Origin of the sequence: Methanolobus tindarius DSM 2278 (assembly GCF_000504205.1) — an archaeon.
GTDB lineage: Archaea > Halobacteriota > Methanosarcinia > Methanosarcinales > Methanosarcinaceae > Methanolobus > Methanolobus tindarius.
Map to the genome: position 1 here is coordinate 2,504,095 of NZ_AZAJ01000001.1, position 13,737 is coordinate 2,517,831.

The 13,737-nt window shown below is 41.1% G+C and carries 7 protein-coding genes; 4 read left to right on the forward strand and 3 right to left on the reverse strand.

Translation table 11 applies throughout. The annotated features are described in order from the left end of the window. Positions 1–2: 2 nt before the first annotated feature. The 3 genes from METTI_RS15295 to METTI_RS12040 all read right to left on the reverse strand — a co-directional run bounded on the left by METTI_RS15295 (position 3) and on the right by METTI_RS12040 (position 7,917). Positions 3–3,644 (reverse strand): methyl-accepting chemotaxis protein, encoded by a 3,642-nt coding sequence (locus METTI_RS15295; RefSeq protein ID WP_023846096.1) that lies wholly within the window; start codon positions 3,642–3,644, stop codon positions 3–5. 209 nt (positions 3,645–3,853) lie between these two features. Further along, the gene (locus tag METTI_RS12035; RefSeq protein ID WP_023846097.1) at positions 3,854–4,360 is read right to left on the reverse strand and encodes a chemotaxis protein CheW; all 507 of its coding nucleotides are present in this window, start codon (positions 4,358–4,360) and stop codon (positions 3,854–3,856) included. Between the two features lie 17 nt (positions 4,361–4,377). Further along, positions 4,378–7,917 (reverse strand): methyl-accepting chemotaxis protein, encoded by a 3,540-nt coding sequence (locus tag METTI_RS12040; protein WP_023846098.1) that lies wholly within the window; start codon positions 7,915–7,917, stop codon positions 4,378–4,380. Positions 7,918–8,234: 317 nt separating this feature from the next. Here METTI_RS12040 and METTI_RS15300 point away from each other — a divergent pair, with 317 nt between their 5' ends. From METTI_RS15300 to METTI_RS12060, 4 genes are all read left to right on the forward strand, one after another. Next, positions 8,235–9,278: a PAS domain-containing protein gene (locus METTI_RS15300; protein WP_023846099.1), complete on the forward strand. Its 1,044-nt coding sequence runs from the start codon at positions 8,235–8,237 to the stop codon at positions 9,276–9,278. A 203-nt stretch (positions 9,279–9,481) separates the two neighbouring features. Further along, positions 9,482–11,212, forward strand: coding sequence for a sodium-extruding oxaloacetate decarboxylase subunit alpha (oadA, locus tag METTI_RS12050; RefSeq protein WP_023846100.1), 1,731 nt, complete (start codon positions 9,482–9,484; stop codon positions 11,210–11,212). Positions 11,213–11,222: 10 nt separating this feature from the next. Continuing rightward, a complete protein-coding gene (locus tag METTI_RS12055; protein ID WP_023846101.1) occupies positions 11,223–12,704 on the forward strand; it encodes an acetyl-CoA carboxylase biotin carboxylase subunit in 1,482 nt (493 codons plus the stop codon). 56 nt (positions 12,705–12,760) lie between these two features. Then, positions 12,761–13,732 (forward strand): biotin--[acetyl-CoA-carboxylase] ligase, encoded by a 972-nt coding sequence (locus METTI_RS12060; protein ID WP_023846102.1) that lies wholly within the window; start codon positions 12,761–12,763, stop codon positions 13,730–13,732. The last annotated feature ends 5 nt before the right edge of the window (positions 13,733–13,737 follow it).

The window sequence follows — 13,737 nt, forward strand, 5'->3', positions numbered from 1 at the left end:
CATTATACAAGGATGTGCTCCTCTTTCTCAGTTTCTTCCCTTTTCCCGGGGCCAGCAGTATTCCCGCCATTCATGGAAACGGTTTCTAATATAAATTTGTCAACTACAACTTTCATATCAGCTGCAAGTCTTGAAAGATCTCCTGCTGAACTTGAAAGCTCCTGCATTGTTGCACTCTGTTGTTCTACAGCTGCTGATGCTTCTTCAGTTCCTGCTGCGGATTCTTCTGATATTGCGCTTACTTCTTCTATTGAGGAAGTAACCTCTTCAATGGAAGCAGACTGCTCCTGGGCAGCAGCAGCAATATCCTGTACCATGTTAGCTATAAGTGTACCTGCATCTACTACCTGTTCAACAACCTGCACTGCTTCGTTCAGGGCAAGTGCACCGGTATCAACTTCAGCTGAACCCTGCTGCATTGAAGTAACTGCATTGTGAGTTCCTTCCTGGATCTCGCCTATGAGTGTTGATATCTGTTTTGCTGCATTACCTGAATCTTCTGCAAGCTTTCTGACTTCATCTGCCACCACTGCAAATCCACGACCATGTTCGCCTGCACGTGCTGCTTCAATCGCTGCGTTCAGTGCTAGAAGGTTAGTCTGGTCTGCAATATTAGTAATGAGGTTAACAATTTCTCCAATCTGCTTGGATTTACCATCAAGCTCCATAATTACTCCTGAGGAATCAGCAGTTGCAGTCTTAATTGAATCCATCTTAATTATCAGATCCTTTGCAATCGTACCAAGGTTGCTTATCAGTTCATTGGAGTCTTTTGCATTCTCTGCCGCTTTCTGGGAGTTAGTTGCAACTTCCTGAACTGTCATGGTCATGTCAACCATTGCACGGGATACTTCCTCTGTTTTAGAAGCCTGGCTCTGTGCACCTCTTGATATCTCTGAAACAGTATCAGCTACCTGATATGATGATGCTGACATCTCTTCAACTGAAGCAGACATTTCTTCAGCGGTTGATGCAACGTTTCTCGAACTGTCATGTACCATGGATACAACTTCGTTCAGTGATCTTCTGGTGTTTTCCACATTATCTGTAAGTAGCTTGAATTCACCTACGCCATGAACAGAAACTGGCTGGCTCAGATCGTTGTTTGCAATTGCTTCAAGTACGTGGGATGAATCAGCAATAATTGCCTGCAGGTTATTACCAAAAGCATCAACAGTGTCAGCAAATACCTTAAAATCGCCTTCTGTTTCAAAGCTGAACCTTGTGTTAAGTTTACCTGATGAGAATTCATTAACCATGCGCATTGCTTCATTCATTGGTGTCACAAGGGCATCAATAGCTTCGGAAACTGCTTCTATTGCATCCTTATATGCACCATCGAATTGTGATGAATCCGCCTTGTAATCGAGGTTACCGCTCTTTGCAGCGTGACCCAGTTTGACAAATTCATTACCAAGGTTCTCAATGTTGGTCATCATAGAAATGTAACATGGGATAAGTTCATCATTCTCGGAGCGCTTACCAACTTTCTTCAGCCCTTCAAGATTGCTCAGATCACCTACTGCAATCTTCTTGTTCACATCCATAATGGTGAGCATTCTCTGACGTATTCCATTGGTTGCTTCAGCAACTTCAGCGTAGATTCCCTGATAGTCACCTTCAACGCTTCTGGTGTGATCGTTTTCCTGCATCAGGTGCAGGACTTCATTTGCTTCTACAAGTCCTCCGAGTCCGTCAATACAATCATTGATATTGCCTTTTATTCTGTTGAAATCCCCGAGGTATTCATCAGTTATTCTTTCAGGAATTTCTCCTCTTGAGATCTGCTCAATATAACCAGCAGTTACATTAAGCGGACAAATAATGGCATCAAGGCAATTGTTAACTCCTTCAACAACCTTACTGAAGTCTCCTGTATGTCTGGAGGCATCTGCTCTTACGTCCAGACGACCTTCAACACCTGCATTTGCCAGTAACAGAGCATCATCAACAAGCATGTTTACAGCATCAATACACTGATTGAGGTTGTCTTTAATGTGGTTAAAGTCACCGTTGTATTCATCTGTGATTTTCTCTGGAATATTACCTTTTGAAATACGGTCGACATAGTCTGCTGCAACGTTAAGCGGACCGACCACGGAGTCAAGTGTTTGGTTTATTCCGTCTAGAACAAGTTTAAATCCACCTTCATAGCCGGAAGAATCTGCTCTGTAATCAAGGTTTCCGGCTTTTGCTGCATCTGTAAGGTCAACAGTCTCATTGATCATACCGTTGACATTTTCCATCATTTTAATGAAAGAAGGAGTAATATTATCATTTTCTGAACGTTTACCAGTTCCGTTTCCTATCTCGCGGTATGCTCCAAGATCACTCATATCTCCGCGTGAAATATTCTGGGCGGTGTCTGTTATATGGAGAAGACGTCCGCGAACATCATTTACTGCATTACCGACTTCAGCATAAATTCCCTGATAGTTACCTTCAACATGGCTTGTATAATCATTAACTGCCATTTTCTGAAGCACATTGTTTGCCTCAACCATGCCGCCAAGACCATCGATACATGCATTTATGTTATCTTTGATTATGTTGAAGTCTCCATGATACTCATCTGTGATTTTCTCAGGTATTTTTCCTTTTGAGATACAATCTACGTAATCAGCGGTCATGTTAAGTGGATTGATCAATGCATCAAATGCACTGTTTACAGTGCCAACCGCTTCCTGGAAAAGTCCGTCGAAGTTGGAAGCGTCCAGTCTGTATTCGAGGTTTCCGGCTTCAGCAGCTCCACCAAGTTCTATGAATTCATCTGCCATTCCCTTGACAGTTTCCATGAGTCCGATAGTGTATGGCAACAATTTATCGTTGTCAGATCGCTTTCCAGCCTGCTTGTATCTTGGCAGATCACTGAAATCACCTCTGGCCATGAACTCAAATGTACGCTGAATATTCAGGAGTCTGTTTCGGACTTCATTAACTGCGTATGCATTATCTTTGAATATTCCTTCATATTGGCCTTCTACACCGTTTTCAAAGTCATTGACAGCCAGTTTGAGTAGAATATCCGTACTTTCGTTCAATGGTTTTGCCATGGAATCAAGAGTATTATTAAGGTTCTCTATAATAGTGCGGAATTCTCCGCCGTGTCTGGTGGCATCTGCACGGATATCAACATTACCTACTGAACCGGCTTGTGCCAGCATTTCGGAATCTTCAATAAGGGCGTTGATAGCATCCACGCAAATATTGAGCCTGTTTTTGAAGTCGTTGTAACTGCCTTTGAATTCCTTTGTTATTTTAGGAGGAATATCTCCGTCAGAAAGACGTGTCACGTATTTTGATGCTGCCATAAAAGGGGTTACAATGGCATCAAGCATCTGGTTAACACCTGCTGCAAGTTCCCTGAATTCGCCTTCAAAGTCATCAGGTTTTGTTCTTACGTCCAGGCGGCCTTCAACCGTTGCAGTTACCATCTGATTTACCTGTTTTGACAGTTCATGCTGCTGTTCAACTTCATTTTTCCATCCGGTAGCTTCATCTAAAAATGAGTTTAGAGCATCTGCCATTTCTTTTTCAACACCAGTTGATGCCAGATCCAGTCTTGCATCTAACTGTCCTTCATCAATAGATTTCAGGACTTCGATGATTTCGTTGTATGTTTTATTGTTGTTTTTCCCTAACATGTTTTCACCCTAACAGTAATAAAAGTCATTAACAATTGTTCAACTTTTACTCTCCTGCTGCCATTTCGCACATCATACTCTTCAGTATAATTATAATTATGCAGATTTATAGATGTAAATAATTATATAAAAATATATCCTCAAATACTATATAAATGCATCTATATATGCCTCAATGTCTTTAGATGCTGATTTTGTATTATTGAGGATTATTCAGAAACAATATCCTGATACCCGGATTTGACAATATTCAATTGTTCATCTTTTCCTAATATATTTCTGGAATCTATTAATAAGAGAATGCGATTCTCAAGTTTGCCTACACCTTTTACACACTTTGAACTTTTACCGGAAATGAGCATTTCAGGTGCCGGGTCAATATCAGTAGAAGGAATCCTGAGTACTTCACTGACAGAATCAACCATAAGTCCTACAATTATATCTTCAAGTTCCGTGACAATTATACGTGAATTGTGATCCTGTTCTTTCATTTCTACATTAAACATATTTGCAATATTTACAGCTACAATTATATCGCCGCGTATGTTGACAATCCCTTCAACATAATCCGGTGTCTGTGGAATTTGTACCAGTTCAGGAACGCGTATTATTTCCTTAACGCTGGAAATATCCATTCCGAATTCTTCACCGGCAAGTTGAAAAACAACTACCTGGAGCATGTCTCCAGGAGTTGCATTTGAAATCGTATCTTCCATTAACAATTTCCTCCTTATCAGATAAGTGCGGTATTCTTAACTAAAGATTCATCTTTTTCAGTTTTCCCGGAACCTATGCTATTCATTCCGGATTCTGTGCAAACGATTCTGAACCTGTTGACAACTCTATTCATATCTTTAGCAATCTCTGATAACCCATCAGCAGAATTTGCAAGTTCGTGCATTGAAGATGTTTGTTCCTGAACTGCTGCTGCAGTTTGTTCAGTTCCTGCTGCTGTTTGTTCGGAAATAGCCGCCACTTCTTCAATAGATGATGCAACCTGTTCAATGGCTGCAGATTGTTCTTCAGCAGCTGCTGCAATGTCAACAACCATTCTGGTGATATCATCCACAGCAATTATTACCTGTTCAATTTCCCTGACGCCTTCGCCTAATGACTCTGCACCCCGTGTAACTTCGGTGGTACCCATTTCCATTGAGGTGACTGCTTCTGAAGTTCCGTCCTGTATTTCATGAATCAGATCTGCAATCTGTTTTGCAGCGTTTCCTGAATCCTCTGCAAGTTTTCTGACCTCATCTGCCACAACAGCAAATCCACGTCCGTGATCCCCTGCACGTGCTGCTTCGATTGCGGCATTCAGTGCAAGCAGGTTAGTCTGATCAGCAATATTTGTGATAAGGTTAACAATCTCGTCAATACGCCTTGATTTTTCTTCAAGATTATTGATAACAGATGCAGATCCGGATACAGCATCTTTAATGTCATCCATCATTTTGAGAAGTTCATTACTGGTTCTGCCAAGCTCAGTCATTTTCTGATTTGATTCGCGTGCATGGCTTGCAACATTTTGTGAATTGCATGCAACATCCTGTATACTCTTTGTCATATGCTGCATGGTGCGTGAAACTTCTTCTGTTTTAGTAGACTGGTCCTGTGATCCGCGTGATATTTCTTCCACCGTTCCTGAAACTTCATTTGCAGAAGAGTTTAGTTGTGTGGTTGCTGCTGACATGTTTTCCGCAGTATTAACCACCATCTCTGCAACGTTCATTACATGTGAGACAACATCGTTGAGTGACATACGTGCACTTTCAATTCCATCTGTAAGTTTTCTGAAATCCCCTACAGATTCCACGGCAACTCCTCTTGTAAGGTTGTCTTTTGCCATCTCTGCCAGAACCTCGCTGGAATCATTAATGAGTTCCTGCAGATCCTTGCCAAAAGTGTTCAGGGTATTTGCCAGTTCAGCAAAGTCACCATTCATTTTCATTGTAATTCTGGAGTCAAGATCGCCATTTGCATAGGAGTTGATCACCTCGCAACTTATGTTCAATGGTGTTACAATCGCATCAAGTGTGTTGTTAAATCCTGCAACTATTCTCGCGAAATCGCCACCATGCTGTGAATCATCAGCACGAATTGAAAGCTGCCCTTCCACACCTGCCTGCGCCAGTAATTGTGAATCCTTTACAAGGAGATTTATAGCATCAATGCAGGTATTGATATTGTTTTTAATCTCGTTGAAGTCTCCGTAATAAGTATCTGTGATTCTTTGCGGAATATCACCTTTTGAAATCCTGTCAATATATTCCGCAGCTACATTCAATGGTGAAACAACAGCATCGAAAGCTAAATTTACATCCTGTATGGCTTCATTGTACACTCCTTCAAAACCAGATGGATCTGCTCTGAAATCCAGTTTACCTTCCTCTACAGCAGCACCGAGGGCAACAAACTGGTCAACAAGACCCTGTATGTTTTCCATCATATGGATGTATGCAGGCAGGAATTCATCGTTTTCAGATCTCTTTCCAAGGCCTCTGTAAACGTCAAGCATCTGAAGATCACCTGCAGCTATTTCCTTGGTTGTATCCAGAATACGAATTATGTGGTCTAAAGCCTCATTTGTTCCCTTTGCAAGTTCTCCGAATATTCCCTGATATTCATTTTCTACCTTTACAGTAAGATCATTGACTGCTGAGTTGTGAAGGACGGTATTACATTCGGTAAGAGCTCCAAGTCCGTCAATACACATATTAAGGTTGTTCTTTATTTCATTGAAGTCCCCTCTGTACTCATCTGTGATCTTTTCGGGAATTTCTCCTTTTGAAATGCGGTCAATGTATTCGGCTGCTACATTCAGAGGTCCTATGCATGCATCAAGACAATCGTTTACTCCTTCTACAACTTTGCGGAAGTCTCCGTGATGCTTACTGGCATCTGCACGTGTGTCCAGACGTCCGTCAACCCCTGCCTGTGCCAGCATTACTGACTCCTCAACTAAATAATTCACAGCATAAATACATCCGTTGATGTTGTTCTTTATCTCATTGAAGTCCCCGTAATACGTATCAGTGATAGGTGCAGGAATATCCCCTTTTGATATTCTGTCAATATATTCGGCTGCAACATTCAGGGGTGAGATGACGGCATCAAAAGCTGTGTTTACATCCTGTATTGCTTCTTCAAAAACACCTTCAAAACCAGATGGGTTAGCCCTGTGATCAAGTTTTCCATTTTCAACTTCTGACCCAAGGACTACGAATTCGTCTACCAGACCCTTTATGCTCTCCATCATCTTTATGTATGCAGGAATGAATTCGTCATTTTCGCATCTTTGTCCAATCTCCCTGTATATTTCCAGCATTTTTAAATTTCCGCTGGCAATTTCCTGGGTTGTGTTCAGAACGACTCTGTTGTGTTCTATTGCTTTATTTGTACCTTCAGCAATTTCCTTATATATTCCCTGATATTCACTCTCTACTTTGGTTGTGAGATCGTTGACTGCCATTTTTTGGAGTACCTCATTACATTCCGTAAGTGCTCCCAAACCATCAATACACATGTTGAGATTGTTCCTTATTTCGTTGAAGTCTCCATTATATGAGTCTGTGATCTTCTGTGGGATGTCACCTTTTGAAATCCTGTCAATATACTCAGCTGCAACATTCAGCGGACCAATGAATGCATCAAGACAGCCGTTTACTCCTTCCACAACCTTGCAGAAATCCCCATTGTGTCTGCTGGCATCGGCACGCATGTCAAGTTGTCCTTCAACTCCTGCCTGTGCCAGCATTATAGAATCTTCTACCAGGGCGTTGATAGAATCAATGCACATGTTGAGATTGTTCTTTATCTCGTTGAAGTCTCCTTTGTATTCGTCAGTAATCTTTTCAGGAATGTCTCCTTTTGATATTCTGTCAATATATTCTGCAGATACATTTAGTGGTCCCATCACAGCATCAAGTAGCTGGTTTACACCTTCCAGTATACTCTTGCAATTACCGGCTAACCCGGAAGTATCACCACGGGCATCCAGTTTCCCCTCCACCACTGCATTAATCAGATCTGCAACCTGATTTGCAAGCATTTCGTTATGGAAATCTTCCGCTTCTTTTAGTTCAATAATACTTTTGTTTTGCATCACTTCATTTTTAAGAGAAAAATAGTCATCCAAAAGAAAATTTAATGATTGGGCAATTTGAGCATCCTGATTTGAATCTTTGGGAGAAATCCTGGCTTCTGTATCTCCTGAGCCAACTGCTTCAAGTACATTAATAAGTTCTGTTTTTAATTTATCGTTCATTCCTAACATAGTTAACCCGTCCGCTAACGATTGGCAACTTTTGCACATCTCTCTGTGATATTTTTGCGTAGAGTCTCACATTTGATGAGCATCTTTGCAATGCAAAAGAATATTATATTGACTAGATATATAAATTTATTCTATATACTAATATATATTGAACAAGAAGTAAGGTGAGCTAGTTTTTTTGTTAGTTCTTTTATGGAAGATGCTATCGTATTTTGATATTAAGTGCAAACAAGCCCCTGTGTTATTGTGTATTACTTCCGATTAACAGCCGTATCAATCGCAAAATTTATATGAGGATACAGTACACCATTATATTTATGGAGTTATACAAAGAGGAGTCTGCTAAGATTAAATCTCTTCTTAAAGAAAATCCTCGTGGTATGAGTGTTACGGATATTTCTAAAAAGGTAGCTGTTAATCGAAATACTGTTGCAAAATATCTTGAACTCCTGAGAATCAGTGGCCATATTGAAATGGAAAATGTGGGTACTGCAAAAGTCTATTTTTTATCCCAGAGGATACCGGTTTCCACATTACTTAACTTTTCATCTGATTTTATTGTAGTTATTGATGATAACAACAGAATAGTTCAGGCAAATGACAGGTTTACGGAACTGGCAAAGGTTTCTAAAAGTGAAATTCAGGGAAAAAAACTCTGTGATGTGTTTCCTCCAATGATATCCAATAAAACTCTGCTTGATAGTATAAAACATGCCAGGAAAGGGGATGATCAGGTGGAAACACTAGATTTGTTTGTTGACAATAAGTTGTGTTTTTTCAAGACCAAGATAATCCCTTCTACATTTGATGACGGAGAAATCGGTGTCACTCTGATCATGGAAAATATTACAGAAGAAATTAATTCCCGGAATCTTCTCAAGAGTCAGCAGGAAGAACTGGAATTACTGGTTTCCCAGAGGACATCTGAAATTGAAAAAGCTAATGAGATGTTAAAAAGAGAAATTGCTGAGAGAATAAAGATCGAAGCTGAATTAAGAGAAAGTGAGAACAAATATCGCCTTCTTGCCGAAAATACTATGGATTGCATCTGGACAATCGACAAAGATCTGGTTTTTACTTATGTGAATCCTGCCGTATCTGATATAACAGGTTATACGCCTCAAGAGTGGATTGGTACTAAACTGAGTGATCATTTTCCCGAAGAAGAAATGAAAAAGCTTAATGATATCATCTGGTACTTCCAGATAAATGGTCCAGATTATTCAAGAACCCGCATAGAGTCTAAAATGTATAATAAGAACAAGGATCTGGTGCCTATTGATATCTATGGAAAAATGCTTCTTGATGAGCATGGGAAGTATCAGGGTTTTCAGGGAACTACCAGGAAAATAGAATTTTGATTAATATTTCATGGCAATGTAACTATATTTTGTTCTGTTTTTTCATTTATAAATCATGATTATGTGGCATTTGTAGATATATAAATGCTCACCAGAAACTACATAAAAGAACATGATATATAAGGTACAATTTCATCTGGAAATTAGATGATTCTCTATCACATTGACTATTATATTATTATAAATACTCCCGGAGGATTCCTATGAAAGTAAAAATAACTGAAACTATTCTTCGAGATGCGCATCAATCCCTCATTGCCACAAGAATGCGCACACGGAACATGCTTCCGATTGTGGATAAGCTAGATCAGGTCGGATACTATTCCTTAGAAATGTGGGGCGGTGCAACATTTGACAGTTCTATAAGGTATCTTAATGAAGACCCATGGGAGAGGTTGAGAGAACTTAAAAAACACATGCAAGAGACCCCTGCACAGATGCTTCTCAGGGGGCAGAATCTTGTAGGTTACAGGCACTATTCTGATGATATTGTTGAAAAGTTCGTAAAGAAAGCTTATGAAAACGGTATCGATATCTTCAGAGTATTTGATGCTGTTAACGATATACGCAACATGGAAAAAGCTATAACTGTAGCTAAAAAGGAAGGAGCACACGTACAGGGTACAATTGCGTATACTATCAGTCCGGTTCACACCATTGACAAATACGTGGAACTTGCAACCGGTCTTGCAGAGCTTGAATGTGATTCTATCTGTATAAAGGATATGGCAGGTCTTATCTCCCCACAGCAGGCATATGACCTTGTAAAAGCACTCAAGGCAGAGGTAAATATCCCTGTTGACCTGCATGCTCACTGTACATCAGGTATGGCACCAATGAGTTATATGTCCGCATGCAGAGCCGGTGTTGATATTCTTGACACTGCACTTTCTCCATTTGCATGGGGAACATCACAGCCACCTACAGAGTCCATTGTGGCATCACTTGCTGAGACAAAACGTGCAACAGGACTTGATCTCGAACTTATATCCGAAATTTCACAATATTTCAAGGATCTCAAGGAAGAATATCGCTGTATCCTTGACCCGATTTCCGAGCAGGTAGATACCAATGTCCTGCTTTACCAGATCCCCGGTGGAATGCTTTCCAACCTTGTTTCCCAGCTTAAAGAGCAAGATGCACTTGACAAGTTTGATGATGTACTCAAGGAAATGCCACTTGTCCGTGCAGAACTTGGTTACCCTCCACTTGTTACACCTACAAGCCAGATTGTAGGTACCCAGGCAGTTCTTAATGTGCTTATGGGTGAAAGATACAAGGTAATTCCAAAAGAGGTGAAGGATTATGTCCGCGGCCTCTACGGCAGGCCACCACAGAAGATCAGTGATGAAATTATTGCAAAGATAATTGGTGACGAAGAACCGATTTCATGCAGACCTGCAGATCTCATTGCTCCGGAATATGAGAAGGCTAAAAAGGAAGCTGAGGAAATGGGTATTGTCAGTAAGGAAGAAGACATCCTGACATACGCACTCTACCCTGCAATTGCTCCAGCATTCCTCAAGGGCGAACTCGAGGAAGAACAACTTACGCCTATTATGGAGAAAAAGCATCCTTGTGCTGCAGCAGCTGATGTTACTGGCATACCAACAGACTATAAAGTTGAGATTGATGGCGAGGTTTTCAATGTAAAGGTCAATCCTGTTGGTGGCTCAGTTCAGGTTGTAGACTCTGCTGAGAAGCCAACGGCAGACTCTGTGGCCGGAGCTGTAACAAGCCACATGCAGGGAATGGTACTATCTGTCAAAGTGGCTATAGGAGACTGCATCAATGAAGGTGACACGGTTTGTGTTATTGAAGCCATGAAGATGGAAAATGCGATTCATGCACCTCATGGCGGTACTGTAAAGGCTATACTGATTTCAGAGGGTGATGCCGTGAAATCAGGCGATGTACTTTTGAGTATTGAGTAGGTGAACAGATATGTTCAAGAAAGTACTTATCGCTAACAGGGGTGAGATAGCAATACGTGCAATGCGTGCATGCCGTGAACTGGGTGTGCAGACAGTCGCAGTACACTCCGAAGCTGACAAGAATGCTCTCTTTGCAAAGTATGCGGATGAAGCATACAATATAGGTCCTGCACCTTCCAGCCAGAGCTATCTGAATGGTGACAAAATAATAGAAGTCGCACTTGAATGCGGAGCAGAAGGAATCCATCCCGGATACGGTTTCCTTTCAGAAAATGCTAAATTTGCACGCAAGTGTGAGGAAGCAGGTATTACGTTTATCGGCCCTTCAAGTAAGGCTATTGAACAAATGGGAAGTAAAATTGCTGCTAGAAATACCATGATAGCAGCCGGCGTTCCTGTGGTTCCTGGAACCAACGAAGCAATCTCTGATCCAGAAGAAGCTGCAGATATTGCAGATGGTATAGGCTATCCTGTTATAATCAAGGCATCTGCTGGTGGCGGTGGAATTGGAATGAAGATAGTCCATTCCAGAGGTGATTTCCAGAATGCTCTTAACTCAATACAGTCAGTTGCGGAATCAGCTTTCGGAGATTCAACCGTATTTATAGAGAAATACGTGGAGGAACCAAGGCACATTGAGTTCCAGATACTTGCTGACAAGTATGGTGATGCTGTATATGTAATGGAAAGAGAATGCTCAATCCAGCGCAGGCACCAGAAGCTTATCGAGGAAGCTCCATCCCCGGTAATGACGCCTGAATTGCGTAAGCAGATGGGTGAAACTGCTGTAAAGGCTGCAAAAGCAATAGGATATGAAAATGCAGGTACAGTGGAGTTCCTTTACTCAAAAGGTGACTTCTATTTCCTTGAAGTTAACACCAGACTTCAGGTAGAACACACCATCAGTGAGATGATAACAGGTATTGATCTTGCAAAACAGCAACTTCATATTGCATGTGGAGAACACCTGCCATTCAAGCAGGAAGATATCACCATTCGTGGATGGGCTATTGAATGTCGTGTCAATGCGGAAGATCCGCTGAATGATTTTGCTCCTTCACCAGGTAAAATTAGAAGATATCGCTCGGCAGGAGGACCAGGTATCAGGGTCGACAGTGGTGTCCACATGGGTTACACTATTTCACCATATTATGATTCAATGATATCCAAGCTCTGTGCATGGGGAAGTGACAGGAATGAAGCCATTGACAGGATGCAGCGCGCGCTCTATGAATACGTTGTTGTGGGTGTAACTACTAACATACCATTCCACAAGGCGGTAATGAGACATCCTGCATTCAGGGAAGGAAAACTCACCACACATTTTATAGATGATTATAATATCATCGATGATGTCAGAAAGGTTGTTGAGGAAGATTCCGCCAAGGGAGCAACACTTGCATCAGCACTTTCCAACCAGGATCAGAAAGTTGCTGCGGTAACTGCTGCTGTTAGCTCATATGTGAATGCTGCCAAAAAACAGACAAAGTAATAAACTTTGGCAGCGTATGTTTAATTTGGGAGTAAACATCCGATGGTGGAATGCCTGTGAATGATAATAAAAAAGCAATTATCAGCATATTAAGAAAATCAGAAGGAACTCCAGTGTCCGGCCAGGAGATAGGGCAAAAATTAGGCATTACCAGGGCCATGGTATGGAAGTACATAAAAGCCCTTCGCAAAGAAGGATACGATGTCCGTTCTTCTCCTAAGACCGGGTATATACTGGATTCATGTCCTGATAAAATAGATCCTGATATGCTGCAAAGCATTCTTAAGACCACTCTCATTGGTAGTGATATTCAGTATTATACAGAACTGGAATCCACTAATAATACTGCCAGGGAAATTGCCCTTGGGGCTTTAGAAGGTACTGTTGTACTGGCAGAGACCCAGAAAAACGGAAGAGGGCGCATGGGTTCGGAATGGCAATCTGTTCCTGGTGGATTGTGGCTGTCCCTGATACTTAAACCTTCGATTCCTCTGGAGAGTCTTTCAAAAATCACTCTTGTTGCGGGTATTGCTGTAACTAATGCTCTGAGAGCTGTAGATGTGGATGCACATATCAAATGGCCTAACGATGTTCTTGTTAGAGGTAGGAAAATATGTGGAATTCTCACCGAAGTCAGTGCTGAGATTGGAAAAGTAGATTATGTTGTTCTTGGAATCGGCATAAACGTAAATGTCAAGCTTTCTGATCTAAATGAGGATATAAGAAGAAATTCCACTAGTGTTTCAAATGAAATCGGAAAACCTCTTGACAGGACATCTTTTCTTGCATCTCTTCTTTATGAACTTGAGCAGCAGTACATAAGGTTTAAGACAAGACAGTTTGCTGAGATTGTGGATGAGTGGATCAATCTTTCAGATACAATAGGAAGAAATGTAAGAGTAAGGACTCCTGCTATGCTCATTGAAGGTAAAGCAGTTGGAATTACTGAAAAAGGGGCACTTGTGGTTCTTGATAAAAATGATAAAAAACACAAGATCATTGCCGGTAATTGCCGTTATGCTGATTAAACAGT